A 24,266-nucleotide genomic window follows, 5' to 3' on the forward strand; every position below is an offset into this window, starting at 1 on the left:
TGGCCACCAGCGGTGACCTCAACCCGGCCACCTGCGGCTACTTTTGCACGGCCACGGACAGTAAGCCACGTAAGGCAAGTGGGCTTACCAACTGCGATGACCAAGGGCGCGGCGTCAGAGCGTCGGAGCCGTACTGGGCTTAGTCGGCGGACCCGGAGCAATGTGGGACGCTCGTGCGGGTAAGATCGCCGCTCAGCCGCACGAAGCGCGTTCCTTGGAAGAGGAGCCACTGGCGAAAACGATCCGCACGACCCGCATAGTAGAGCGAGATGTCCTCTTTGGTGTTGTCCGCTGCGACGAGCTGGCCAGAGCGCAGCCGAGACCATGCGTTGCCATCTGGATCGACAACTTTGACGTATGCGACGAGGGGAGCCCTCCAGACGCCATCACTTGGGTCTTCGGGAGTCAGCGTAAGCCTGCTGATGCTGCAGGGAGGAAAGAGCGCCGATATCCACCTCGTGTGCCGTCGTGTCATGCGTGGGTGAGGGGGCGGTCAAGGATCGGTTCGCCTCAAGGCTGTGAGTGATGTCTCCGATGAAGGAGGCGCCCGAGAACGTGATGGATGCGGGCATGGGCTCATAGCCACTGTTCTGGATCGCGAGAACGCCATCACCCTTAGCGGTTTCCTCGGTCCACCAGGTGACTTTGGAAGCGAAGCCGGCAAGTCTGCGCCGCTGCTGTTCCGCATGCTGTTGCTGCTGGATGGTGAAGGTCATGTAGGAGACCACGAGGGCAGCCACGGCGGCGACGCCCGCGAGCACGGTGCCGATCATCGACCAGAGGGGGACCACGCGCCCGCTGGCGTCTGTGGTGGTGGTCGGCGCGGCCTGCGACGCTGGCGTGCCGTCTGGCAGGGGGGAGGGCCGGTCGATGGGAGGCGTCCTCTTGCGGCGCTGAGCCGCGCGTGTGCCGGTGAGGAAGATCACGGCCAGCGCGAGGAAGGTCCGGGGGCGTCCCATTTTCTGGATTATAGGTTTCGCCCGGCCCGGCCGAGCGGACTCCTGCGGAGATCCGGTATGCCCCCTTCCCGCACTCACTGCGGCGGGCGGCGCTCCTGAAAAGTGAGGCCGGCCTGGTCAGCCCGTCGCCGGCGCGGTGAGTCCGCCTCAGATGGTGTGGCATGTGAGGCGGAACGTCCGGAACTACGAACGCAAGCGATCGTCGGCCAGAAGCCCCAGGGTCTGCGGCGTTTCCCAGGCCGTCAGCTGCCGGTCAGGGTCGGTCTCCTGGTGCGCGCACTGGTTGATCAAATCGGCGAGGGCTTGCCGGTCCTGCTCGGACAGGTCCTGCAGCAGGGCGATCACCGGCTCCAGCACTTGCATGGTGGCCTCGGGCGTGATGGCGTCGTCGTCGCTGCGATCAAGCGTGATAACGATCTCGGTGAGCGCTTTGGCGAGGGTGCGTTCAAGCAGGGGTCCCCGTAGCTTCGGCCCAAAATCCAACAGATATGCCTCTGGCCTGCATTGATAGGCAGGGCTCAGGTTTGGCCCACCAGCCCAAAACTTCCACATAAGCGCAGGTCAGAGGCATATCTGTTGGATCCTGCGCCATTACTACGGGGACCCCAACGAGCTGTCGGCACTCGTCCAGCAGTCCTTGGTCAACGTTCGGATAGTGCTCGCAGACCGAACAGCGAGCAGAACGCGACACGGAGCCGCCGGCGCGGCCGACGGCCAAGGGGTCCCCAAGTAACGCAGTCCCCGTGGGCCAATCGGTCTGCGGGCAGGGGCCGGGACGGCGGAAGGCGGCCGATCGAGGGGTGCTCGGGATCGGAGTGCCGGGCCTGGCACCTCGTCCGGCCGCTCCCCAGCCAGGTGCGAGGTGTCAGGCGATGAACACGCTGGAGCCGAACTCCTGCGTCGTGCGCCCGCCCGGATGAACAACCGCCAGGATCCTTCCTGTGCAGCGGTGACCGCTGTAGACCATGGCGTATTCGTTGGTCTGGTTGTGCAGGATGAGCGGGCGGGAGCGGGGGTCGACGCAGCCGCTCGGATTCTCGATCACCTGGCCGTCACCGAAGACGAACTTTCCCCGGCGGCGGAGGCCGGGCCGGGCAGGGCGACAGCCAGCATCCCCGCCGTGGCGAGGATTCCGAGTGTGGTTGCGATACGTCGCATGAGTGACTCCTTGAGATCGGTGCGGAATGCACGACAGCCCATTCCGTCACTCACGGTATCTATGATCACACTCTTAGTGATTCAGGCTTGTCCGTGTCCGGGTTGAGGAGCTCCAGATCGTTTGCCCATAGGCGTTTGGCCTTGATCACACGGCCCTAGGCGACTCTGGATTTGTCAGACCCGCCTGCCATGGTGAAGGCATGCGGGACTGCGTGCCAGAGGTGCGCCTCGAGAATGGCCGTGTCGTCACCACGCCGGAGGGGGTGGCGCTGGCCTGACTTCCGCTCTGCGGGCAGGTCGTCGCGAAGCTTCCGGCGATGAGCGGCAACCACCGGTGGCTGCATGCAACCGTGGGTATGCGTTCCCCGGCACCTCGACGACCGAAAGTACTGGCGGCTGCTTCGTACCTGCTCGACCAAGCTGACGATCGCGGCCATCGACCGATTCGGCTACATCGTGTTAGTGCGGGACATGTCGCGGCTGGCGCGGCGCAACCGCAAATGCCAGGAAGCGGAGGGCCTCGAGTGCCAGTGCGCCTGTCGGGGGGCCCACCAGGGGCAGAACACCAGCGACTGGTTCGAGCGCTGCGGCGACGTCCTGATTGCCGAGCTCGGCGAGATCACCAGACCGTCGTCCTGTACAGGGCGAAAGGCGATGACGCTGCAGCCGTCTTCTACGACGGCGACTGCAGGGCCAGCGCTACCGCGTTGATCGCGGCGACCGCCAGGGTTGACCCAGGGCGACACGGTTCTGGTGCGCGGCCTGCCCGGCCGCGCGGGCCCGCGTCTGGGATCACTGCCATACGCACGGGTTCGTCCGCGCCCCGTTGTGCAGCACCTGTAACACGCGGGCGCGCGCCCGCAGCACCCACGCGCGCAGGCCGCCCCGGCTCACGCCCAGATCGGCCGCGATGCCTTTGTAGGTCGCGCCGGGGGGTGGACTCGTACAAGGCCACGGCATCGGCTTTGAACTCCTTAGAAGTCCTTCAACGCCATCGGCGATCTTCTCGCTTCCTCCGGAGCAAGCACATTCCAGTATCAGCGTGTCCACCAACCAGAGGGAAGTGCCCCTGGCGAGCAGACGGACATCACCTACCCGACGGTTGCTCGGTGGTTGCTCGTACGCGCTCGATCTGCCATAAGGCTGGGGCTTGGTCTCGGAATCCCTGGCCTATGCCGCCGCGCTGAGATGGTGGGCAAACGACACATAATGGCGATGGTCAAGGGCGCATGGCTGCTCGGTGGTTGCTCGCGTGTACGTGATACGGCGCGGCATCTATCGCCACTTCCTGACACGACGGCGGTGAAAATTCCGGCCACAGCGATTGAAAACAGCACTCTGCGGCACTAAACGACACTGAGGGAACCGACTTCATAATCCGATGGTCGATGTCCCACAGGACGGTGGCGGAGGACTTGGCCTAGCTCTCCCGCCAGCCCAGCCTTCTTTACCATCCGCCCCCATCTCGACGAACGTTCGAACTGCCGGGCGATCTTCATTCCGGTTGGCAGCGTGCCGTTTTCGTCCGCTTCGGTTACGGCCCGCTTCCAGGCTGTACGTTGAAGGGCCCGTTCCCCGTGCCCCAAGATGATCGGTGGCGACGCGTGGCACCACTGATCCGGTCGGTCCTTCTGCTCGGGCAGATCGCCACCGGCCTGGTCGCCCTGATCGGTGAGGGAGGCAGACTGGCGGATCTGGCACATCATCATTTCGTAGGCCCCGATGAGCGCCAGGCTGGGCCAGCCCGCTGTCAGGCGAGCGATCAGCGTGGGCTCGGCGACTGCCACGTTTGCCCCGATGCCGGCCAGGCTACTGACGATCAGCAGCGTCCAGGGCAACAGGCCGCCGCGCATGCCCTGACGGCTGGCTCGCAGCAGCACCATCGACGCCGCCACCATCGTCCCGTCCACGGCCGGCGGGATTAGCGCAGCTGCCAGCTCATCCTCGCCATGCGCCAGCGCCAGCTCGCGCATGTGTCGAAACGACACAACCGCTGCGATGGCGGCCAGCACCACCACGGCCCCGGTTGTCGTCCAGCGAATCCACCGATCTGACAGCACCACGCATCGATGCCCTGGTCTGGAAGAACAACGTGCTCAGGACGAGCTTGGATCGGTTCCCTTCTTCCGGGTCCCTCGTACGGGGCCGTTTGCGCAGGCGGGAGGGCCCGGTGCGCCCTCAGGCCGGTGGGGTCAGTGCGGTCGTGATGAGGTCGGCGTCGAGGGGGTCGCCCGGCAGCGGCGTGGCGCCGGTGGGGCGCAGGCCGTCCAGGAGGGTGGCCAGCAGGCGGGCGCGCACCACGTCGCCGAGGTCGCGTGACGCCGACGGCAGCGGGCGGGTCAGCACGGTGAGGAACATGACGAGGTCGGCGGCGCTCACGTCGGGGCGCAGCGCCCCCTCGGTACGGGTGGCGTCGACCAGGGCGTCCAGCGCCGTCAGCACCCGGTCGCGGGCCTGGCGGAACCCGGGGGCCCGCTCGACCTGGCCGCCCAGGATGGGCAGCATGGCCACGATGCGGCGTTCGACGACCCCCCGCGCGAACACGGCCAGCGCCTGATCGGCAGACGGTTCGGCCAGGACCTCGGTGGCGAGCGCGGCCACCTGCTCCATGTTGTCCACCGCCACGGCGGCGATCAGGTCGGCGCGGGTCGGGAAGTGCCGGTACAGGGTGGCGTTGCCGACCCCGGCGGACGTGGCGATCTGGTCGAGTGGCGCGTCCGGGCCCTGTTCGAGGAAGGCCAGGTGCGCCGCCCGCAGGATCTGCTCGCGGTTGCGGCGGGCATCGGCGCGCAACTCTTTCATCGGCCGCCGCCCGCGCGGCCCACTCCGGACCTGCTCGTTCGTCGGCCGCCCCAGACACGCTCGTTCATCGGCGACTCCAGACCCCGCTGCATCATCGGCCACTCCAGACCCGTAACCGTGGACATGCTCCCCGGTTATGTTACTGTGCGGCGTAACCGGGGAGTTTCTCCCCACTTTCTCGTCGGTGGGAGGCAGTGATGGGATCGATCGAGAAGACCTCGGTGGCGTGCGTCGTCGCCGGTGGCGGGCCGGCGGGCATGGTGCTCGGCCTTCTGCTGGCCAGGTCGGGCGTGGAGGTGGCGGTGCTGGAGAAGTACCCCGACTTCCTGCGCGACTTCCGCGGCGACACCGTGCACGCCTCCACCCTCAACCTGCTGGACGACCTCGGCCTCGGCGACCGGTTCGCGGCCCTGCCGCAGCGGCGCGAGCGGCGGGTCACCATGGAGTTCGACGACGGCGCACTCACCGAGGACTTCAGCCGCCTGCCGGGCCGCCACCAGCACATCGCGCTGGTCCCGCAATGGGACTTCCTCAACCTGCTGGCCGCGGCCGGCGCCGAGTCGCCGCACTTCCACCTCGCCCGGCACGCCGAGGTCGACGGCCTGCTGCGCGAGGGCGGGCAGGTGTGCGGGGTACGCTACACCGACAAGGACACCGGCCTGTCGAGGGAGGTGTCCGCGCCGCTGGTCGTGGCGGCGGACGGGCGGCACTCCGCCGTACGGCGCCTGCTCGGCCTGCGGCCCCGCGCCTCGGCCACGCCGCACGACTGCCTCTACGTACGCGTTCCCCGCCTGCCCGGTGACCCGGACGGCACGTTCCTGCGCTTCAGCGCCACCGGCGGGCTCATCATGATCAACCGGGGCGACTACTGGCAGGCGGCCCTGCTCATCGCCAAGGGGACGGCGCGGGACGCGCTCGCCCACGACGGGGAGTGGCCCCGCCGTACGATCGCCCGGCTGGCCCCGTACACCGGCGAGCGGATGGCCGCCATCGGCGCCGGGGACATCGCCTCCCTGCAGATCCGCATCGACCGGCTCGCCCGCTGGTGGGCGCCGGGAGCGCTGCTCATCGGCGACGCCGCGCACGCCATGTCGCCCATCGCGGGCGTGGGCATCAACCTGGCCATCCAGGACGCCGTCGCCGCGGCCCGCATCCTGGTGCCCGCACTGCGGCGCGGCCGGGTGCGCGGCAGGGACCTGGCCGCGGTGCAGCGCCGCCGCCAGTGGCCGACCGTGCTGACCCAGATGGCGCAGCGCGCGGCGCAGGAGCGCATCGTGGCCGCCTCGATCACCGGCGACGACGCCGCGACCGCCCCGCTGCGCGTGCCCCAGCCGCTGCGCACCCTGCGGCGCTGGCGAGGGTTCCCGCACCTGTTCGGCAGGGTCGTGGCGCTGGGCATCCGGCCCGAGCGCCTGACCGGATCGCTGGAGCCGCTGAGCCATGGGTGAGCGGATCTTCGTCGCGGTCACCGTGGCCACGACCCTGCTGACCCTCGCGGTCTCCGTCGTCGTGATCGCCGACCCGGCCGTCGCGCTGCCCGGGGGCTCGCCGGTGACGCCGGCGGTGCAGACGTTCGCCCAGGCGTGCGCCCTGCGGTCGCTGGCGGTGGGCGGGGCGCTGCTGATCCTGCTGGCCCGCCGCTCCGAGGCGGGGCTGATCGTCCTGCTCTGGGTGACCGGCCTGTTCCAGGCGGGCGACGCGCTCCTGCACACGCTGAACGGCAACCCCGCGGCAGTCGCGGCCCCGGCCCTGGCGCTGACGGCGTTCGGCTCGGCGGTCTGGCTCACCGGCTCGCGCGGGTCACCCGGGATCAGGTGATCTCGAGGTTGGCCATCATGCCCATGTCCTCGTGTTCGGCGTTGTGGCAGTGGAAGAGGTAGCGGCCGCGGTAGCCGTCGAAGCGGGTGATGATCTCCACCGACTCGGCGGGCCGCAGGGAGATGGTGTCCTTGAGCCCCGCGTCGTGGGGGAGCGGTGGCCGGCCGCTGCGCGAGAGCACCCGGAAGCCGGCCAGGTGCAGGTGGACGGGGTGGTGGACGTCGGCGACCAGCCGCCACACCTCGACGTCGCCGAGCCCTGTGGTGAGGTCGGAGCGGGCCGGGTCGAACGGCAGCCCGCCGATCAGCCAGCCGTGGCCGCCGCCCATCCGCCCGACGCGGAAGGCGAGGTCGCGCACCCTGACGGCGTCCGACGGCCGCCAGGAGGGCAGGTCGGCGGACAGAGTCGCGGGGACGCGGCTGTCGTCGGCGGCCTCGCGCACGACGCGGAAGGCCAGCACGTCGCGGGTACGGCCGGTGCCGAGCCGGTTCACCACCCTGACGAGGCCGCCGACGGGGACGCCGGAGAAGTCGACGACCACGTCGTAGCGTTCGGCGGGCGCGACCGGCAGCAGCCGGTGGGTGACGGGGGCGGCGAGCAGCCCCTGGTCGGCGCCGATCTGGACGAGGTCGAGGCGGCGTCCGTCGTCGGTGACCGCTTCGAGCTCGTAGTGCCGGGCGTTGGAGGCGTTGAGTACGCGCAGCCGGTAGCGGGCGGCGTCGACCTCGTGCACGGGCCACGGGGCGCCGTTGACCAGGATCACGTCTCCGAGCACCCCGGCGACGTACGGCTCGTGCACGCCGGGCCGTACGCGCAGGGTGGGGTCGAGGGCGGGGTAGGCGAGGCCGCCGTCGGCGGCGAACGCGCGGTCGGCGATCATGAGCGGCAGTTCGCGCGGCCCGGCGGGCAGGCCGAGCGCGTCCTCGGCGTCGTCGCGGACGATCTGCAGCCCGGCCAGGCCCCGCCAGATCGCCGGGGCGGTGAAGTCCATCCGGTGGTCGTGGTACCACAACAGCGTCGGCCGCTGGTCGAGCGGGAAGGTGTAGCTGCGCGTCAGCGTGGTCACCACGGCCCGCGGGTCGCGCATGCCGTGCCCCGGTTGCATGCCGTGCCCCATCTGCTGGTGGGGCTCCTGCCAGCCCTCGGGCAGGACGAGGTCGGTCGGGTAACCGTCGGAGTCGGCCGGGGTACGTCCGCCGTGCAGGTGCACGACGGTCGGCACGGGCAGGGTGTTGCGGTGCGTCACGGTGACCGGCCGGCCGCGGCGCGACTCGATCGTGGGCCCGGGGAAGGTGCCCTCGTACGTCCACAGCGGTGTCCTGACACCGGGCAGGATCTCCGCGGTCGTCTCGCGCTGGGTGATCTCGTAGCGGTCGGTGCCGTCCGAGGTGGCGACCGGCTTCAGCACGGGCGGCAGCGGCAGCGGCACCTGGAACGGCGGCGGCAGCGGTACGGCGCTGCGCAGCTCCGCACCCGTGATCGACGGCCGGCGGGCCAGCGCGGCCGAGGCCGACAGCCCGGTGGCCGCCATCAGCCCGAGCGCCCCGCCGATGCCCAGCACCCGCCGCCTGGTGACGCCGCGGCCCGCGTCGCGCTCACGCATCACGGGCCTCCCGCCGGGCGCCGGGCCGCAGCCCGAGGGGCCGGAGCCAGACGGCGATGAACAGCACGACGAGCGCGGCGACGGTCATCACCCCCAGCGGGAGGTGCAGCCACAGCGCGCCGTCCAGCCCGGCGAAGTACTGCGCCGTCTCGGCCGCCACCACGCCCGACGTGGCCAGGAACGGCCAGACCTGACGCAGCCGGACCCACACCACGACCGCCACGATCACCTGGAGGTAGCCGATGGAGGTGACCACGTCGGCGCCGAGCGCGTGCCAGCGCAGGCCGTCGAAGTCACCGCTCAGGTAGACCCCGGCGAACACCGGCTGGGCGGCGATCGCCGCCGCGTGCGCGCTGACGACGGCCCGCAGCGTCCATCCCGCGGGTCTCGTCCGGTGCGCGGCATCGGAGCCGGGACCGCCGGCCACGGTGAGCATGAGGGATCCTCCTCGGTGCGAAGTCGTCCATGTGCGAACCCCTCGACAGTATGGCCGTGACGCTATCTTGTCTAAGATTAATATTGCTATGGTGTTATGTCTCGGGAGGCATGATGGAGCTGAACGCGCTCAGGCAGTTCCTGGTGGTGGCGCGGCTCGAACACCTCAGCCGCGCGGCGCAGGAGCTGCGCGTCGCCCAGCCCTCGCTGAGCCGGACGATCGCCCGGCTGGAGAGTGAGCTGGGCGCCCCGCTCTTCGACAGGAGCGGCCGGCTCCGGCTCAACGACACGGGCAAGCTCTTCCGCGGTTACGTTGAGCGCTGCCTCGGTGAGCTGGACGCGGGCCGCCGAGCCGTCGCCGAGGCCGGCAGCAAGGGGCTGGGCACGGTGCGGCTGGCGTCGGAGACCTTCCTCACCCTCACCGGGCCGCTGGCGGCCTTCAAACGAGCGCATCCCACCGTCGAGATCGAACTCGACTGGACACCGGCCGAAGACATGGCCCGCCGACTGCGCGCCCAGGACGTCGATCTGTGCGTGGCCTCGCAGCCCATCGACGCCGAGGGCCTGGAGGCGGTCCGGCTGCTCGACGAGGAGGTATGGCTGGCGATGCCGTTCGAGCATCCGCTGGCGGGCCGCGCCTCGGTGAGCGTCGAAGCGCTCGGCGACCAGCCGTTCGTCTCCGCCCGCAGGGGGCACTGGCAACGGCGGCTGCTCGATCGGCTCTTCGCCGCCAGAGACCTCACCCCGAAGATCGTCTGCGAGGTCGACGAGCTGAGCGCCATCGTCGACCTGATCAGCGCCGGGCTCGGCATCGGTCTCGTCCCCGGCATCGCCCGCCGCGCCTACACCCGGGCGCCCCTCGCCTGCGTCGCCGTCGACAGCCCCGACTGCCGTCGTGCGCTCACCCTGTACTGGGGCGCCGACGGCCACCTGTCGACCGCCGCGCGCCTGATGCGTACCACGATCACCGACTGGAACTGGACCACCGGCGAACCACTGGACAACGGCGCCTGATCACGCCTGTGGCCCGGTGAGGCGGCGGGGCGCCGCCTCACCGGGCCGTCGTCAGCGCCTTGCTACTTCTTCGGTACGTACAGCCGGATGTCTGTGAGGCTCGCGCTGCCCTCGTAGACGTTGGTGTAGAGGTCGCCGATCACGAAGTAGTCGGGGTAGGCCGACCCGGCCGGCCACTGGTCGGGCCAGGTCATGCTGCCGTTGTTGTCGTTCTGCACCAGGTTGCCGTTGAAGCGGCCGTCGTACTCCTCGGGCTTGACGTTGTAGTGCCAGATCGGGTTGTTGTCGACGACGAACGGCCGGTGGAAGCGGATCGTCTTCTTGCCCACCCGGGCGAAGTTGCCGCTGGCCTCCAGCGTGTAGCCGGTCTCGTCGCGTTCGATGGCGAACGTGTAGTACTCGTTGGGCATCAGCTCGGGCTGCAGTTCGGCGGCCGAGGAGAGCTGGCGCTCGGCCACGCCGCCCGAGCAGGTGGTCATGAACCACTGGGAGTTGCCCGCCAGGCCGCCCTTGCCCGGCGTCCAGTTGGGCATCCCGCTGATCCACATGTTGACCGTGTTGAAGCTGCTGTCGCGGTAGTTGTAGTACTGCCCGGTGTTGGAGTCGCAGACCCGGCCGCCGGTGCCGGTGCCGACGCGGTCGGGGTGCTGGGAGAAGGAGTCCATCAGCACCTTGCGGCGGTAGTGCCAGAAGTGGTTGTTACGCGGCGCGGGGTCGGCGAAGTCCACGATCGTCATGAAGTGGAAGCCGTTGTAGCCGTAGGCGCCCTCGCGTACATCCTGCCAGTCGCAGTAGGGAGAGGACGCGTCGCCGTTCCAGCCCGGGCTGCGCGAGCCCTCGCCCCAGGGGTGCTGGGTCTTGCAGCCGTCCTTCGAGTAGCCGTTGATCCGGTTGTCGTACTCGATGCTGCCGTTGCGCTTGCCGCCGAAGTCGACGGTCTTGAGCTTGTACTCGACCCGGTACTTGTCCGGCAGCGCATTCGTAGGACGGAAGATCGCGCCGCCCGTGTGGTCGGGCACCTTCAGCTCGGCCACCGGCCCGCCCTTGATCACCTTCCTGCTGATGGAGGGCGGCGACTCGATCACGCCGTCCTTGTTCCAGTCGCGGGCCGAGAGCGACGCGGTCAGCCAGCCGTCCTTGCCGACCTTGAACTCCTTGCGGTACGTGTCGAACGACTCGAAGGCCGTGTTCCAGGCCGAGCCGTAGTCGTTCTGATACCACAGGCCCGAGTCGTCCATGATGGTGTCGAACGGCTGGGCGTGGGTCTCCTTCACCCAGGGCGCGTCGCCGAGCGGCTTGGCGAAGTTCTCCTGGTAGAGCAGCCGCCAGCCCGACGGCTTGGCCTCGGCTGGCGGATTTACGGCTAGCGGGATCAAAGCCACCACAGCGGCCATAAGCCCGCGGGTCGCGATTTTGCGTGACATTTTTCCTCCAAGGGGGGTTAGAAGCTGCCATTGGGGTCGTAGTACTGGGCCGCGTTCTCCTTGGTGACCATGGGCGAGGGGACGACGGTGTCCTTCTCGACCTGTGCGCCGCCGAGAATCTCGACGGCCCGGTCGAGGCCCTTGCTGCCGATCTCGTCGGCGTCATTGAGACCGGTTACCAGATAGTTCGTGCCGTCCTGGATGGCCTTGAGCGCCTCGTTCTGGCCGTCGACGCCCGCGATGACGATCTGCTCGGCCTTGCCGGCGTCGGCGATGGCCCGCTGCGCGCCCAGACACATGGCGTCGTTCTCGCAGAAGACCGCCTTGAGGTCGCCGTGCTGGGCGAGCAGGCTCTCCATGACCGACAGGCCGCCGTCCGAGCTCCAGTTGCCGAAGTCCGGGGCCTCGACGAGCGTGATGCCCTGGGCGGTGCCGAGCACCGACTTCACGCCTTCGGTGCGCGCCAGGCCGATCGAGTTGTCCGCGGGACCGCCCTTGATGATGCCGACCTTGCCGCCGTCGGCCAGTTGCTTGGCGAGGAACTGGCCGTTCTGCACGCCGATCGCCTTGTTGTCGGGGCCGATCCAGCTCGTGTACTCGCCGGTGGCGAACTTGCGGTCGACCAGGACGACCGGCTTGCCCGCCTGCTTGATGGCGTTGAGCGCGGCGGGCGCCGACTCCAGCGGGCCACCGGAGATGATGATCGCGTCGACGTTCTTGCTGAGCAGGTCCTCGACGTTGGAGGCCAGCTTGGCGGCGTCGCCGTTGGCGTCGGTGCTGATGACCTCGACGTTGCCCTTCTTCTTTGCCTGGGCGGCGATGGCCTTGTCCATGCCGCTGAAGTAGGGGCCGCTGAGCAGGAAGTTGGCGACACCGATGGTCTGCTTGCCGTCGTCCTGGGCGCCGCCTCCAGAGGAGCAGGCGGCCAGACCGAGGCAGGAGGCGAGGAGGAGGATTCGTAGCTTCATCATTTTCTCCGGACGAGGATGACGACGATGATGATCAAGCCTTTGAGCACCTGTTGCCAGAAGCTCTGCACGCCGTACAGGTTGAGCAGGTTGTTGATGAGGACCAGGACGAGCACGCCGCCGAACGTCGCCCGCACCGAGCCGCGCCCGCCCGCCAGGCTGGCGCCGCCGATGACGCAGGCGGCGATCGCGTCGAGTTCGAAGGCCACGCCGACACTGGGCTGCGCGATGCCGACGCGGCTGGCCAGGACGACCCCGGCCAGTCCGGCGCAGGCGCCGCTGATCGCGTACGCGAGGATCACGTGCTTGCGGACGTTGATGCCGGCCAGCCGCACGGTCTCGGCGTTGCCGCCGATCGCGATGATCGACCGGCCGGCGGGTGTGCGGGACAGGAACACGCCGCCCGCGGCGAAGACCACGGCCATGATGACCGTGATGAGCGGAATGGGCCCGAGCATGGCCGAGCCGAGCGAGAGGAACGCCGGGTCGCTCGGCGTGACGGGCACCTCGGAGTAGACGAACGCCAGGCCGCGGATCGTGGTGAGCGAGGCCAGCGTCACCACGAACGGCGCGAGCCCGAACCGCGCCACCAGCGTGCCGTTGACCAGCCCGAACGCGATGCCCGCCGCCACGCCCACGACCATCGCGACCGGGATGGGCAGCCCCGCGGACAGCCCCGCGGCGAGGATGCCGGAGAAGGCCACCACGGACCCGACGGACAGGTCGATGCCGCCGGTGAGGATCACCACGAGCATGCCGAAGGCCAGCAGGCCCGTCGTGACCATCTGTTTGAGCAGGTTGGTGAGGTTGACCGGGGTGAGGAAGGTGTCGGAGGTCGTGGCGGCCACCACCACGAGCAGGACGATGACGGCCGCGGAGATCGCCTCGGCGGTGATGTCCCGCCCTCGCAGCACGAGGCGGGGGGAGGCGACGGTCATGTGAGGGTTCCCATCGAATGGGCGAGGACCTCGTCCTCGCTGGTCTGGTCGGAGCGCAGCTCGCCGACGATCCGGCCGTGTGCCATCACGAGTACGCGGTCACTCGCCCCGATCACCTCGGTCAGGTCGGAGGAGATGAGCAGCACGGCCACACCGTCACGGGCGAGGGTGTCGATCATGCGGTAGATCTCCACCCGGGTGGCCATGTCGACGCCGCGGGTGGGCTCGTCCAGCAGGAGCACGCGCGGGTTCCTGAGCAGCCACTTGGCCAGCACCGCCTTCTGCTGGTTCCCGCCGCTCAGGTGCTCCACCGACATGGGCGCGCAGCCCGCGGGCCGGATGCCCAGCCGGTCGATCATGCCGCCGATCTGGTCACGCTGCCTGGCCAGGTCGATGAGCGGCCCCTTGAGCGTGGTGAGCGCGATGTTGTCGCGTACGGACATGCCGAGCACGAGCCCGGTGCGCTTGCGGTCCTCGGTGACCAGCGCCAGCCCGGCGGCGATGGCCTCGGCGGGGGAGCCGTACGCGCCGCTGCCCGCGGTGGCCGGCTCGGCGCCGAACACGCACCGGGCCAGCTCGCTGCGCCCCGACCCGACGAGCCCGAACATGCCCACGACCTCGCCCGCCCGCAGCGTGAACGACACGTCGTCGAACTCGCCCGCCCTGGTGAGCCCGGTGACCGTGAGCCGGGTCTCGCCGGGCTCGGAGCGGCGGTCGGGGTAGATCTGCTCCAGCTTCCTGCCCGCCATGTGCCTGATGAGGTCGTCCTCGCTCGTACGCGACGGCTCGGTGGTCTCGATGACCCGGCCGTCCTTGATCACGACGATCGAGGTGGCCAGGTCGAGCACCTCGGCCAGCCGGTGCGAGACGTAGATCACCAGGACGCCGCGCTCCTGCAGCCGCCTGATCAGCGCGAACAGCGAGTCGAGGTCGCGCCCCGACAGCACCGCCGACGGCTCGTCCAGGATGAGCACGCGGGGCTCGGTCACCAGCGCCTTGGCGATCTCGACCATCTGCTGACGGGCCACGGTCAGGCGTTCCGCGGGCGTGCGCGGGTCGATCGTGCCGAACCCGATCGACTCCAGCAGCTTGGCGGCCCTGTCGTGCGCGGCGGGCCAGTCGATGAGGCCGCGCCGCCGGGGGAAGTCGCCCATCAGCAGGTTCTCGGTGACCGACAGCTCGGGCACCAGCGTCAGCTCCTGGTAGACGGTCCTGATGCCCCGCTGGTGGGCGTCGTGCGGGGAGCGCAGCCGGACGTGCTCGCCGTCGATCAGCATCTCGCCCGCGCTCATCGGCTGGGCCCCGGCCAGGATCTTGATCAGTGTCGACTTGCCCGCACCGTTGGCGCCCACCACGGCCAGCACCTCGCCGAAGTGCCCCTCCAGGTCGATCCCGTGGAGCACTCCGACGCCCGCGTAGTCCTTGGTGACGCCGCGCAGCACGAGGCTCATCCGAACGCCTCCGTGATGATCACCGTCTTCTGGCGGGTGAACTCCAGCGCCGTGTCGTGCACGCCCTCCCGGAAGCCGCCGGTGTCCTTGGTGCCGCCGAACGGCAGGTTCTCGGCGCGCAGCGCGGTGGAGCCGTTGATCACCACCCCGCCGACGTCGAGCCGGCTCGCGATCGTGAACGCCCGGGAGATGTCGCGGGTGAAGACCGCCGCCTGCAGCCCGTACGGCGAGTCGTTGGCCAGCCGCACCGCCTCCATCGGGTCGGTGAAGGAGGCCACGGGGGCGACCGGCCCGAAGATCTCCTCGTTGAAGGCCGCGCTGGAGACGGGCACGTCGGACAGCACGGCCGGGTCGTAGAACGCGCCCCGCCTGCCGCCGCCGGTGACCAGCCTGGCCCCGTCGGCGACGAGCCTGTCCACGGCCGCCTCGACCCGCTCGGCCGCCTCCTCGGCGATCAGCGGGCCGACATCGGTCGACTCCTGCAACTGGTCGCCGACGCTGAGCTTGCCGGTCTCTTCCAGCAGCACCGCGACGAAGTCGTCGTAGACGGCCCGGTCGGCGTAGACGCGCTTGACGGCGCAGCAGATCTGCCCGTTGCCCCTGGCCAGGCGGCCGAGTACGACGGCGCGGGCGGCCTCGGTCAGGTCGGCGTCGGCGCAGACGATCAGGGCGTCGTTGCCGCCGAGCTCCAGGAAGACCTTCTTCAGCGTGTCCGCGCCGCGCCTGGCCAGCTCCCTGCCGGCGACCGTGCTGCCGGTGAGCGACACGGCCGCGATCCCGGGCAGCTCGGCCAGGAGCTGGGACACGCGTACGCCGCCGGTGACCACCTGGTGGGCGTGCGGCGGGGCGCCGGCCTGCGCCACCAGCTCGGCCACCCGGAGCACGGCGAGCGGGCAGCGCGCGGGCGGCTGCACGACCACGGCGTTGCCCGCGGCGAGCGCGGCGGCGGCCTTGTGCGCGTACAGCTCCACGGGGTAGTTGAACGGCACGATGGCCGCCACGACGCCGAGCGGCTCGCGGATGGTCACCGCGAGGTGGCGCTCCAGCCCCGGCACCGCGTCCAGCGGGATCTGCCTGCCGAACAACCGGGTCGCCTCGCCCGCGTAGCCGCGGAAAATGCGTACGGCGGCGGCCACCTCGCCCCGCGTCTGCACGATGGGCTTGCCGTTCTCGGCGGCCAGCAGCCGCGCCAGACTCTCGGCCTCCGCCTCGATCAGGTCGGCCACCCGTCGCAGCAACGACTCGCGCTCGTGCGCGGCCAGGGCGGCCATCTCCCGCTGCCCTTCCTGCGCGGTGTCGACCACGCTCGCCACGTGCTCCTCGGTGCACGACTCGACCTCGCCGAGCAGTTCGCCGGTGCCTGGATTACGGACCTCGATCATGTAGGTGTCCCCTGTTACGACAATGTGGACGCATCCTGTAATTACAGGATGCTAGGATGTTAGGCAAGAGCCCGCTGCTCGGAATGTCTAAAGTTGGGGCCACCCCAGGCCACTCGGAGCAGCAGATGATCCTCACCCACGACCTCGGCACCACCGGCGACAAGGCGGCGATGTTCGGCGACGACGGTACTCCCACCGCGGTGATCACCGTGCGTTACCCCACCGCGTTCGGGCCGGGGGGCCGGGCCGAGCAGTCTCCGCTCGACTGGTGGGACGCGGTGCTCCGCTCGACCCGTGACCTGCTGGAACGGACGGGGACGGCCCCGGCCGAGATCACCTGCGTGTCGTTCTCCGGGCAGATGATGGGCGCGGTCTTCCTCGACGGCCGGGGCGAGCCGGTGCGCCCGGCGATCATCTGGGCCGACACCCGCTCCGCCGGGCAGTGCGAGCACCTGCTCGGCCGCATCCCGATGGAGCGGGTCTACGAGCTGACCGGCCACCGGCTCAACGCCACGTACTCACTGGCGAAGGTGCTGTGGGTGCGCGAGCACGAGCCGGACGCGTACGCCGCCACCCGCGCGATCGTGCAGGCCAAGGACTTCGTCGCGCACCGGCTGACCGGGCGCCTGGCCACCGACCCGTCGGACGCGTCCGGCACCAACGCCTTCGACCAGGTGGCCGGGGTCTGGTCGGAGGAGATCCTGGAGGCGGCCGGTGTCCCGATGACGCTGTGGCCGGAGGTCGTCCCGTCCACCACCGTGATCGGCCACGTCACGCCGGAGGCCGCCGCGCTCACGGGCCTGGCCCAGGGCACCCCGGTGGTGATCGGCGGCGGCGACGGGCCGTGCGCCGCGACGGGCGCCGGCGTGGTGGCGCCCGACGGCTCCGCCTACACCTACCTGGGCTCCTCCTCGTGGATCTCGCTGGCCGCCGACGCTCCGCTGCTCGACCCCGGCATGCGGACCATGACGTTCAACCACGTCGTGCCCGGCCGGTTCGTGCCCACGGCCACGATGCAGGCCGGCGGCGCGTCACTGGAGTGGATCAGCGAGGTGCTCGCCGCGCCGCACGCCGACCTGCTCGCGGCCGCCGGCAAGGTCGAGGCCGCGGGAGACGGCCTGTTCTTCCTGCCCCACCTGCTGGGGGAGCGCTCGCCGTACTGGAACCCCAAGGCGCGGGCCGCGTTCATCGGGCTGGCCCGCCACCACGAGCGCGCCCACCTGGCCAGGGCCGTGGTGGAGGGCGTCGCGATGAACCTCCTGACCGGGCTGCGGGCCTTCACCGGCAACGGCACCGCGATCGAGCGCATCGACGCGGTGGGCGGCGCGGCCGTGGCCGGCGAGGTGCTGCGCGTGCTGGCCGACGTGTGGGGCCTGCCGGTGCGCCGGCGTACGATCGTCGAGGCCAACAGCCTGGGTGCGGCGATCGTGGGCGGGGTCGCGATGGGGGTCTTCGACGACTTCGGCGTCGCCCCGGGGCTCTCGGCCGCCGAACCGGCGATCATGCCAGACATGATCGTTCACGAGCGGTACATTCGCGAGTATCACCGCTTCCTCGACGCCTACGCCCGGCTGGAGCCGTGGTTCAATGAGCATTGAGATCCTGTCCCGCGACGCCGCCGAGGCCGGGACCGGCCCCGACCTCATGCGGTTTCTCGGCGTCACGACCTCGCAGTCGTCGATCCACGCTCTGTTCCCCCGCTGGGCGCGGGCACTCGGGCTGCCCGCCGCCCGCCTGGTCGGGCAGGACCTGCCGCTCGACAGCCCGCCGGAGGTCTACCGCGCCGCGGTGGCCGAGCTGGCCGCCGACCCGCACACCCGGGGCGCCCTGATCACCAGCCACAAGACCGGCGTGCACGCCGCCGCGTCCGACCTGTTCGACGAGCTGGACGACTACGCCCGGCTGTGCGGGGAGATCTCCCTCGTCACCAAGCGGGACGGGCGGCTGGCGGGCGCGGCCAGAGACGTCGTGACGGCGGCCCGCGCGCTGCGTGAGATCCTGCCCCCCGGCCACTTCGCCAGGACCGGCGGCCACGCGCTGTGCCTCGGCGCCGGCGGGGCCGGGCTGGCGATCGCCGTCGTGCTGCTGGAACGTCACACCGACCGGCCAGGCCGCCTGATCGTGTCGGACGTGCTGCCCGAACGGCTGCGCAAGGTACGCGAGGTGGCGGCGGCGCTCGGCGCGCCGGTGGAGGTGCGGTGCGTGCCGCCCGGCGACGACCTGCCGGCCGGGCTGCCCGCCGGCTCGCTCGTCGTCAACGCCACCGGCATGGGCAAGGACCGGCCCGGCTCGCCGATCGGCGACACCGCGCTCTTCCCCAGGGAGGCCGTCGTCTGGGAGTTGAACTACCGGGGGCCGCTCACCTTCCTGCGCCAGGCCGGGCGCCAGGCCGCACGGCGCGGGCTGCGGGTGGCGGACGGGTGGCGCTATTTCCTGCACGGCTGGGCCGACCACATCGGCGGCGTCTACGGGACCTCGATCGGCGAGGAGACGTTCGCCCGGCTGGACACGATCGCACACACCTCAGGGGAGTCATGACCCAACAGCGGCTGGACCGGGATTCGTTCGTCCCGATGTACTACCAGCTTCAGCAGGCCCTCATTTCCGACATGGACGAGGGGGTGCACCGCCCCGGCGACCGCCTGCCCAGCGAGAGCGAGCTGTGCGACTCCTACGGCGTGTCGCGGACCGTGGTCAGGCAGGCGCTGCGCGAGCTGGAGATCAGCGGCCGCATCGTGCGCAGGAAGGGGCAGGGGTCGTTCGTGACGCCGCCCAAGACCTCGGAGCGCCTGGTCCAGACCCTCACCGGCCTGCACGAAGACGTCACCTCGCGCGGTGGCACCATGCGCAGCGACGTGCGCCGCCTCGAACGGGTCCCGGCCACCCCCGAGGTCGCCGCCGAGCTGGCGATCGCGCCGGGCGACCCGGTCATCGTCCTCGACCGGTTGCGGTTCGTGGACGAGATCCCGTGGGTGGTGGTCGTGACGTACCTGCCGTACGCGTTGTGCCCGGGGCTGCTGGAGGAGGACCTGACCCATCAGTCGCTGTACGCGCTCCTGGAGGACAAGTACGGCATCGAGATCTCCTGGGGGCGGCGGCAGGTGGAGGCCGTGCCCGCGCCCGCGGCGGTGGGACAGGCGCTGGACATCCGCCGCGGCAGCCCGGTCCTCCTGCTGTCCAGCACGTCGTACGCGCCGGACGGGCGGCCCGTCGAATACTTCGTGGCCTCGCACCGGGGCGACCTGAGCCGGTTCGAGGTGCGCCTGGAACGGCGCAGGGGCGTGCCGCGCAACCCCCTGCTCACCGTGCAGTCCGCCGGCACCTGACCCGGCCACCTGATTCGGCACGCCCCGGGTCTGCCGTCAGCAGACGGCCAGGGTGTGCCGCCACACCTCGTCCAGGGCCATCTGGAGCGCGCCGGTGAGCACGGTGCCCTCGGCCCACTCCGACAGCTCCACGCCGGGCGTGGTCAGGGTCAGCTCTTCGAGATGCCGGACGATCGCGTCCCGCAGGACCGCGCCGGCTCGGGCGATGCCGCCGCCGATCACGATCGTGTCCGGCGACAGCACGAGGACACCGGGCGCGATCGCCGCGGCGAAGACGGCGGCGACCCGGTCGACGACCTCGGCGGCGATCGGGTCTCCCGCGGCGGCGGCGGCGAAGACCGCGGCCGCGTCCGTCACGCGGGCGCACCCGGACTCCGGATGCCCGGCGGCGCGGCGGCGGGCCAGATCGACGATCGCCTCCGCGCCGATCGCCCGCTCCAGCGGCCCGCGCCCGTCGCCGTCCGCGTCGGGCAGCAGGTCACCCGCCGGGCGGATGAAACCGATCTCACCGGCCTGGCCCGCGCCCCGGTGCAGCCGCCCGTCGATGACGACGCCGGCCCCGAGCCGCTCGCCCCACTGAACCGCGAGCAGGGTGCCCGAGCCCGTGCGCCGGTGGACGGCCGCCAGCGCGGCGAGGTTCGCGTCGTTCTCGACCGTGACCGCGCACGCGAACCGCGCCCGCAGGCGGCCGGCCAGGTCGATCTCCGGCCAGCCCGGCACGCTCGGGGCGAGCAGCACCCGGCCGGTGGTCACCTCGACGATGCCCGGCGTCGCCGCGGTGACCGCCTTGACCTGCTCGACGGTCAGGCCGGCCGTCGCCAGGGCCTCGTCCGTCACCTCGTCGACCGTCTCGATCAGGTGCCGGGCGCCGCGGCGGGCGACCGTCCTGCGGACCACGGCGAGGCGCTCACCGGCCAGGTCGGCGACCCCCGCCGTCACGGTGTGCGGGCCGACGTCAAGACCGAGCACGGGGGCCGCCCGGCCGTTCAGTGAGAACCGCGTCGCCGGTCTGCCCACCGCGGCGGGCCGCGGCGCGTGCTGCCGCAGCCAGCCGGCGGCCAGCAGGTCTTCCACGGCCTGGGCGACCGTCGGGCGGGTGAGCTTGGTCGACTGGGCCAGCTCGGCCACCCGTACGGGCTCGGGAGCGCGCCGGCGGACGGCGTCGAGCACCGAGGCCCGGTTCATCCGGCGCAGCACGGGTGTGCCCGCCGGCCGTTCGTCCTCCATCCACGCCCCTTGCTGTCCGATTTATCAACTTTCGTGGGGAGTCTTGACCTTCCGGCTCCTGAGACAGAGCATATTTTCGCAGCGACTTTACGAAAAGTCTTTACTTAAAGTGTACGTCGCACCCCCCGGAGGTGGCCGTCCCCATGACCCGCTCCCTCGACCCACAGACCCCAGCCACCTCGCCCGCGCGGCGTCGACGGCGGTCGCGCCTGACGCCGCTCGCCGTCGTGCTCACCGTGCTCACTGTGCTCACGGTGCTCGCCGCCCTGCCGGCGACCCCGTTCGCCGCCCAGCCGGTGGCGGCGGCCGACACCGCCTCGACGGCGGCGCCCGCCCGGCTCGACGGCCCGGCTGCGCAGACCCTGGAGCGGCTGATCGGGGCCGCGCGCGCCAGGCAGGTCACCCTGCGCCCGATCGACAAGGGCACCGGCCGCGACCGCTTCGAGGTGTACGCCGAGCAGGGCCGCCTCGTCGTCGCCGGCACGACGCCCGCCGTCCAGTTGACCGGTTTCGGCCACTACCTGCGCCAGGTGGCGCACGCCGACATCGCGATCAACGGCACCCAGGTCGACCTGCCCCAGCGCCTGCCGTTACCCGCCGCCCCCATCGCCAAGGACTCCTCGGTGGACCACCGCTTCGCGCTCAACGACACCAACCAGGGGTACGCGGGGCCGTACCTGAGCTGGCAGGAGTGGCAGCGGCGGATCGACGTCCTCGCCCTGCACGGCATCAACGAGGTGCTCGTCTACGAGGGCCAGGAGGCCGTCTACCAGCGCACGTTCATGGAGTTCGGCTACTCCGGGCAGCAGATGCGCGAGTGGATCCCGCAGCCGGGCCACCAGGCGTGGTGGCTGCTGCAGAACATGTGCTGCACCGACGGCCCCATCTCCCAGCAGCTCATCGACCGGCGGATCGAGCTGGGCCGGAAGATGGCCGACCACCTGCGCTCCCTGGGCATGGTCCCCGTGCTGCCCGGCTATTTCGGCACCGTGCCGACCGACTTCGAGGTACGCAACCCGGGAGCCAACACGGTCCCGCAGGGCACCTGGAACCGGCTTGAGCGCCCCGACTGGCTCGACCCGACCGATCCGCTCTTCGCCCGTGTCGCGGCCACGTTCTACCGGGTGCAGACCGAGCTGTTCGGCCCCAGCACGATGTACAAGATGGACCTGCTGCACGAGGGCGGCACCGCCGGCTCGGTCGACGTCGCGCAGGCGTCGCGGGCGGTGCAGCGGGCACTGAACACCGCCCACCCCGACGCGCTCTGGACGATCCTGGGCTGGCAGCGAAACCCCCTGCCCGCGACGCTCGCGGCCATCGACCGGAGCAAGATGTTCATCGTCGACGGCATCAGCGAGGAGGCCGGCACCACCGACAGGGAGAAGGACTTCCAGGGCACCGGGTACGCGTTCGGCACCATCTGGAACTTCGGCGGCCACGTCAACCTCGGCGCCAGGCTGACCGTGTGGAACGAGAAGTTCCACGCCTGGCGCACCAAGCCAGGCACGGCCATGAACGGCATCGCGCTGATGCCCGAGGCCATCGACAACAACCCGGCCGCGGTCGCGTTCTTCACCGACCTGCCCTGGCAGGACGCCCCGGCCGACATGCGCCAGTGGTTCGGCGAGTACGCCACCGCCCGCTACGGCGCCCAGGACCCGCACGCCGAGGCGGCCTGGCGGATCCTGCTCGACACCGTCTACAGTTGGCCCGCCGGAGCCGACACCCGGCACGTCACCGGCCTGTACGACGACCAGCCCGGCCTGGCGAACACCGGCTACCCGCTCCAGTACGACATCGCCGCCTTCGACCGGGCGCTCGACGAGCTGCTCCAGGTCGACCGGCGCCTGCGCGGCTCGGGCGCGTACCGCTACGACCTCGTCGACGTCGCGCGGCAGGTGCTGGCCAACCACAGCCGGCTGGAGCTGCCGCAGATCCGCGCCGCCTACCGCGCCAAGGACCTCGGCCGCTTCGAACGGCTCACCGGCCAGTGGATGGACCGGATGCGCCTGATGGACCGGCTGCTCGGCACCGAGGAGTCGTTCCTGCTCGGGACCTGGCAGCAGGAGGCCCGCCGGCAGGCCGCCACCCCGGCCGAGGCGGCGACCCTCGACTACAACCTCAAGTCCCTGGTCACGATCTGGACCGCCGACGCCCAACTGCAGGACTACGCCCGCAGGGAGATGAACGGCCTCGTCGGGCAGTACTACGCCAAGCGGTGGCAACTGTTCTTCGACAGCCTGGAGACCGCGCTGCGCTCGGGCGAGGACCACCCCGAGCGCATCGACTGGAAGGCCGTCGCCCTGGACTGGGCCGGGGCCGGTACGAAGCTCGCCGCCGAGCCCCACGGCGACGCCTACACCGAGGCGAGCAAGGTGGCCGCGCTGCCCGACGGCGCGCTGAGCGTCAGAACCGACCGCAAGGGCGTCAAGCCGGGCGGGTCGGTCCAGGTCACCGCCGTGTTCGCCAACGACAACGCGCTGCGGCCCACCGGCCAGGTGACGCTCGGGCTCGACGCCCCGCGCGGATACCGGGTGCGGGCGACCTCCCCGGCCCGCGCCGACCGCGTCGCCCCGGGCGGCGAGCTGTCCGTGACGTGGACGGTGACCGTTCCCGCCGATGAGACCCCGGGCGTCACTCCGGCGCTGGACGCCACCGTCTCCTGGCGGTCCGGCGACTCTGCCCGGCAGGACAGGGCCTCGACCGGGCTGCTGGTCGGCGGGGCGGCGCCCGCGTCGTATCGGACGATGAGCAACACGCAGGCCGAGTTCGCGGCCACCGGCGACGGGGTCGCGATCGCGGCGGGCGGCGCGGACCTGTGGCAGGAGAGCAACGAACTCGCCACCGCCTACCGCACGGACGCCCTGGCCGACGGGCAGCAGTTGGAGAGCACCGTGCTGCGGCAGGACGGCTCGTCGGCCTTCACCCGCTCCGGCCTGGTGGTGAGCGACGACCTGGCCACCCCCGGCGCCACGGGGTACGCGAACATCGCCGTCACCCCCGGCCACGGCTGCGTCTTCAGTTGGGACTCCGACGGCGACGGCCGGTTCGACTCCTTCACCGAGGTGGGCGGGTTCACGCCACCCGTACGGGTGCGCATCGGCAAGTCCGGCGACCGGCTGACCGGCTCGTGCGGCGGCGACGGCGGCAACTGGGCGGTGGTCGGGTCGGCCGCCGTGCCGGGCGCCGGCGCCACGCTGGACGCCGGCCTGTTCGTCAGCGCCGCCAACCGGGACACCGGCCAGGAGGCGATCGCCGTGCTGACCGACCCCGCCCCCGCCCCGTCCACCGCCCGCGACGCCTCCGGGGACACGCTGCAGAGCCTCAGCAAGCCGGTCACCGCGCTGAGCTGGGAGACGAACCGGGGCCCTGAGCTGGCCAACGACGGCAACCGGGCCAACTCGCCGTACTTCGCCAGCCAGATGACCTGGGACACCACCTGGTGGCAGGTCGACCTGGGGGCGGTCAACGACGTCTCCCGCGTCAACGTGCGCAACTATGTCGGGAGCGGGCGCTACTACGAGTACCGGCTGGAGGGCAGCCTCGACGGCGCCACCTGGTACACCCTCGGCGGACGCCGCGGCCCGCGGCCCGCCACCGACGCAGGGGACACGATCACCACCGAGGCCAGGGCCCGCTACGTCCGGGTGGTCGGCACCCACAACACCGCCAACCTGTCCTTCCACCTCACCGAGGTCAGCGTGTACGGCACCCCGGCACGATGACCCCCGTCGAGCCCGGGGCCTGTGGCCCGAGGTGAC

21 protein-coding genes and 1 pseudogene are annotated in these 24,266 nt (G+C 71.0%); 9 read left to right on the plus strand and 13 right to left on the minus strand.

Annotated elements, in window-relative coordinates:
* Nucleotides 1-386: 386 nt before the first annotated feature.
* The 3 genes from ABD844_RS02790 to ABD844_RS02800 all read right to left on the minus strand — a co-directional run bounded on the left by ABD844_RS02790 (nucleotide 387) and on the right by ABD844_RS02800 (nucleotide 2,004).
* Entirely contained in the window at nucleotides 387-959 is a 573-nt protein-coding gene (locus tag ABD844_RS02790) for a hypothetical protein (RefSeq protein ID WP_344872591.1), read from the minus strand.
* Nucleotides 960-1,142: 183 nt separating this feature from the next.
* The gene (locus ABD844_RS02795; protein WP_344872593.1) at nucleotides 1,143-1,442 is read right to left on the minus strand and encodes a hypothetical protein; all 300 of its coding nucleotides are present in this window, start codon (nucleotides 1,440-1,442) and stop codon (nucleotides 1,143-1,145) included.
* Between the two features lie 382 nt (nucleotides 1,443-1,824).
* Entirely contained in the window at nucleotides 1,825-2,004 is a 180-nt protein-coding gene (locus tag ABD844_RS02800; RefSeq protein ID WP_344872595.1) for a hypothetical protein, read from the minus strand.
* Between the two features lie 455 nt (nucleotides 2,005-2,459).
* Between ABD844_RS02800 and ABD844_RS02805 the strand changes: the two genes are divergently transcribed.
* Both ABD844_RS02805 and ABD844_RS53020 read left to right on the plus strand, forming a co-directional pair.
* Nucleotides 2,460-2,828 carry a hypothetical protein gene (locus tag ABD844_RS02805; RefSeq protein WP_344872597.1) on the plus strand — a complete coding sequence of 123 codons (369 nt, stop codon included), beginning with the start codon at nucleotides 2,460-2,462 and terminating at the stop codon, nucleotides 2,826-2,828.
* A gap of 85 nt (nucleotides 2,829-2,913) precedes the next feature.
* Nucleotides 2,914-3,039 (plus strand): annotated as a pseudogene (locus tag ABD844_RS53020) (hypothetical protein); the annotation flags it as partial.
* Between the two features lie 424 nt (nucleotides 3,040-3,463).
* On the opposite strand, the gene ABD844_RS02815 reads toward ABD844_RS53020, so the two are convergent.
* Both ABD844_RS02815 and ABD844_RS02820 read right to left on the minus strand, forming a co-directional pair.
* A complete protein-coding gene (locus ABD844_RS02815) occupies nucleotides 3,464-4,180 on the minus strand; it encodes a DUF2637 domain-containing protein (protein WP_344872601.1) in 717 nt (238 codons plus the stop codon).
* A gap of 115 nt (nucleotides 4,181-4,295) precedes the next feature.
* Nucleotides 4,296-4,919, minus strand: a complete 624-nt coding sequence (locus ABD844_RS02820) for a TetR/AcrR family transcriptional regulator (protein ID WP_344872603.1) — start codon at nucleotides 4,917-4,919, stop codon at nucleotides 4,296-4,298.
* 197 nt (nucleotides 4,920-5,116) lie between these two features.
* Here ABD844_RS02820 and ABD844_RS02825 point away from each other — a divergent pair, with 197 nt between their 5' ends.
* Nucleotides 5,117-6,367, plus strand: a complete 1,251-nt coding sequence (locus ABD844_RS02825; RefSeq protein WP_344872605.1) for an FAD-dependent oxidoreductase — start codon at nucleotides 5,117-5,119, stop codon at nucleotides 6,365-6,367.
* Nucleotides 6,360-6,737 carry a hypothetical protein gene (locus tag ABD844_RS02830; protein ID WP_344872607.1) on the plus strand — a complete coding sequence of 126 codons (378 nt, stop codon included), beginning with the start codon at nucleotides 6,360-6,362 and terminating at the stop codon, nucleotides 6,735-6,737. Before ABD844_RS02825 ends, ABD844_RS02830 begins: the two co-directional genes overlap by 8 nt.
* Here the strand turns inward: ABD844_RS02830 and ABD844_RS02835 are convergent.
* Complete coding sequence (locus tag ABD844_RS02835) at nucleotides 6,730-8,340, minus strand: multicopper oxidase family protein (protein ID WP_344872609.1); 1,611 nt, start codon at nucleotides 8,338-8,340, stop codon at nucleotides 6,730-6,732. The genes ABD844_RS02830 and ABD844_RS02835 overlap by 8 nt on opposite strands.
* Nucleotides 8,333-8,776 (minus strand): hypothetical protein, encoded by a 444-nt coding sequence (locus tag ABD844_RS02840; RefSeq protein ID WP_344872611.1) that lies wholly within the window; start codon nucleotides 8,774-8,776, stop codon nucleotides 8,333-8,335. The genes ABD844_RS02835 and ABD844_RS02840 overlap by 8 nt, the downstream gene beginning before the upstream one ends.
* A gap of 110 nt (nucleotides 8,777-8,886) precedes the next feature.
* Between ABD844_RS02840 and ABD844_RS02845 the strand changes: the two genes are divergently transcribed.
* Complete coding sequence (locus ABD844_RS02845) at nucleotides 8,887-9,789, plus strand: LysR substrate-binding domain-containing protein (protein ID WP_344872613.1); 903 nt, start codon at nucleotides 8,887-8,889, stop codon at nucleotides 9,787-9,789.
* Nucleotides 9,790-9,851: 62 nt separating this feature from the next.
* On the opposite strand, the gene ABD844_RS02850 is transcribed toward ABD844_RS02845, so the two are convergent.
* The 5 genes from ABD844_RS02850 to ABD844_RS02870 are packed head-to-tail and all read right to left on the minus strand — an operon-like array spanning nucleotide 9,852 to nucleotide 15,952.
* Complete coding sequence (locus tag ABD844_RS02850; RefSeq protein ID WP_344872615.1) at nucleotides 9,852-11,171, minus strand: hypothetical protein; 1,320 nt, start codon at nucleotides 11,169-11,171, stop codon at nucleotides 9,852-9,854.
* Nucleotides 11,172-11,230: 59 nt separating this feature from the next.
* Nucleotides 11,231-12,181: a substrate-binding domain-containing protein gene (locus tag ABD844_RS02855; protein WP_344872617.1), complete on the minus strand. Its 951-nt coding sequence runs from the start codon at nucleotides 12,179-12,181 to the stop codon at nucleotides 11,231-11,233.
* Nucleotides 12,181-13,119 (minus strand): ABC transporter permease, encoded by a 939-nt coding sequence (locus ABD844_RS02860; protein ID WP_344872619.1) that lies wholly within the window; start codon nucleotides 13,117-13,119, stop codon nucleotides 12,181-12,183. Before ABD844_RS02860 ends, ABD844_RS02855 begins: the two co-directional genes overlap by 1 nt.
* Nucleotides 13,116-14,570 carry a sugar ABC transporter ATP-binding protein gene (locus ABD844_RS02865; protein ID WP_344872621.1) on the minus strand — a complete coding sequence of 485 codons (1,455 nt, stop codon included), beginning with the start codon at nucleotides 14,568-14,570 and terminating at the stop codon, nucleotides 13,116-13,118. The genes ABD844_RS02860 and ABD844_RS02865 overlap by 4 nt, the downstream gene beginning before the upstream one ends.
* Entirely contained in the window at nucleotides 14,567-15,952 is a 1,386-nt protein-coding gene (locus ABD844_RS02870; RefSeq protein WP_344872623.1) for an aldehyde dehydrogenase family protein, read from the minus strand. The genes ABD844_RS02865 and ABD844_RS02870 overlap by 4 nt, the downstream gene beginning before the upstream one ends.
* Nucleotides 15,953-16,077: 125 nt before the next feature.
* Here ABD844_RS02870 and ABD844_RS02875 point away from each other — a divergent pair, with 125 nt between their 5' ends.
* Genes ABD844_RS02875 through ABD844_RS02885 form a run of 3 tightly spaced genes read left to right on the plus strand, consistent with a single transcriptional unit; the run spans nucleotide 16,078 to nucleotide 19,278 of the window.
* Nucleotides 16,078-17,550 carry a xylulokinase gene (locus tag ABD844_RS02875; protein WP_344872625.1) on the plus strand — a complete coding sequence of 491 codons (1,473 nt, stop codon included), beginning with the start codon at nucleotides 16,078-16,080 and terminating at the stop codon, nucleotides 17,548-17,550.
* The gene (locus ABD844_RS02880; protein ID WP_344872627.1) at nucleotides 17,540-18,490 is read left to right on the plus strand and encodes a shikimate dehydrogenase family protein; all 951 of its coding nucleotides are present in this window, start codon (nucleotides 17,540-17,542) and stop codon (nucleotides 18,488-18,490) included. The genes ABD844_RS02875 and ABD844_RS02880 overlap by 11 nt, the downstream gene beginning before the upstream one ends.
* Entirely contained in the window at nucleotides 18,487-19,278 is a 792-nt protein-coding gene (locus ABD844_RS02885) for a GntR family transcriptional regulator (protein ID WP_344872629.1), read from the plus strand. The genes ABD844_RS02880 and ABD844_RS02885 overlap by 4 nt, the downstream gene beginning before the upstream one ends.
* A gap of 36 nt (nucleotides 19,279-19,314) precedes the next feature.
* Here the strand turns inward: ABD844_RS02885 and ABD844_RS02890 are convergent, their stop codons facing one another.
* The gene (locus ABD844_RS02890; protein ID WP_344872631.1) at nucleotides 19,315-20,505 is read right to left on the minus strand and encodes an ROK family transcriptional regulator; all 1,191 of its coding nucleotides are present in this window, start codon (nucleotides 20,503-20,505) and stop codon (nucleotides 19,315-19,317) included.
* Nucleotides 20,506-20,648: 143 nt separating this feature from the next.
* Here ABD844_RS02890 and ABD844_RS02895 point away from each other — a divergent pair, with 143 nt between their 5' ends.
* A complete protein-coding gene (locus tag ABD844_RS02895) occupies nucleotides 20,649-24,230 on the plus strand; it encodes an alpha-N-acetylglucosaminidase TIM-barrel domain-containing protein (RefSeq protein WP_344872633.1) in 3,582 nt (1,193 codons plus the stop codon).
* Nucleotides 24,231-24,266 lie beyond the last annotated feature (36 nt).

Source organism: Nonomuraea antimicrobica, assembly GCF_039536965.1.
Classification (GTDB): domain Bacteria; phylum Actinomycetota; class Actinomycetes; order Streptosporangiales; family Streptosporangiaceae; genus Nonomuraea; species Nonomuraea antimicrobica.

Bases quoted from the DNA above. Each gene is read 5' to 3' on its own strand.
- ABD844_RS02790 (WP_344872591.1), bottom strand. From the start codon at position 959: ATGGGACGCCCCCGGACCTTCCTCGCGCTGGCCGTGATCTTCCTCACC.
- ABD844_RS02805 (WP_344872597.1), top strand. From the start codon at position 2,460: ATGCAACCGTGGGTATGCGTTCCCCGGCACCTCGACGACCGAAAGTAC.
- ABD844_RS02820 (WP_344872603.1), bottom strand. From the start codon at position 4,919: ATGAAAGAGTTGCGCGCCGATGCCCGCCGCAACCGCGAGCAGATCCTG.
- ABD844_RS02825 (WP_344872605.1), top strand. From the start codon at position 5,117: ATGGGATCGATCGAGAAGACCTCGGTGGCGTGCGTCGTCGCCGGTGGC.
- ABD844_RS02830 (WP_344872607.1), top strand. From the start codon at position 6,360: ATGGGTGAGCGGATCTTCGTCGCGGTCACCGTGGCCACGACCCTGCTG.
- ABD844_RS02835 (WP_344872609.1), bottom strand. From the start codon at position 8,340: ATGCGTGAGCGCGACGCGGGCCGCGGCGTCACCAGGCGGCGGGTGCTG.
- ABD844_RS02840 (WP_344872611.1), bottom strand. From the start codon at position 8,776: ATGCTCACCGTGGCCGGCGGTCCCGGCTCCGATGCCGCGCACCGGACG.
- ABD844_RS02845 (WP_344872613.1), top strand. From the start codon at position 8,887: ATGATGGAGCTGAACGCGCTCAGGCAGTTCCTGGTGGTGGCGCGGCTC.
- ABD844_RS02855 (WP_344872617.1), bottom strand. From the start codon at position 12,181: ATGAAGCTACGAATCCTCCTCCTCGCCTCCTGCCTCGGTCTGGCCGCC.
- ABD844_RS02860 (WP_344872619.1), bottom strand. From the start codon at position 13,119: ATGACCGTCGCCTCCCCCCGCCTCGTGCTGCGAGGGCGGGACATCACC.
- ABD844_RS02865 (WP_344872621.1), bottom strand. From the start codon at position 14,570: ATGAGCCTCGTGCTGCGCGGCGTCACCAAGGACTACGCGGGCGTCGGA.
- ABD844_RS02870 (WP_344872623.1), bottom strand. From the start codon at position 15,952: ATGATCGAGGTCCGTAATCCAGGCACCGGCGAACTGCTCGGCGAGGTC.
- ABD844_RS02875 (WP_344872625.1), top strand. From the start codon at position 16,078: ATGATCCTCACCCACGACCTCGGCACCACCGGCGACAAGGCGGCGATG.
- ABD844_RS02880 (WP_344872627.1), top strand. From the start codon at position 17,540: ATGAGCATTGAGATCCTGTCCCGCGACGCCGCCGAGGCCGGGACCGGC.
- ABD844_RS02885 (WP_344872629.1), top strand. From the start codon at position 18,487: ATGACCCAACAGCGGCTGGACCGGGATTCGTTCGTCCCGATGTACTAC.
- ABD844_RS02890 (WP_344872631.1), bottom strand. From the start codon at position 20,505: ATGGAGGACGAACGGCCGGCGGGCACACCCGTGCTGCGCCGGATGAAC.
- ABD844_RS02895 (WP_344872633.1), top strand. From the start codon at position 20,649: ATGACCCGCTCCCTCGACCCACAGACCCCAGCCACCTCGCCCGCGCGG.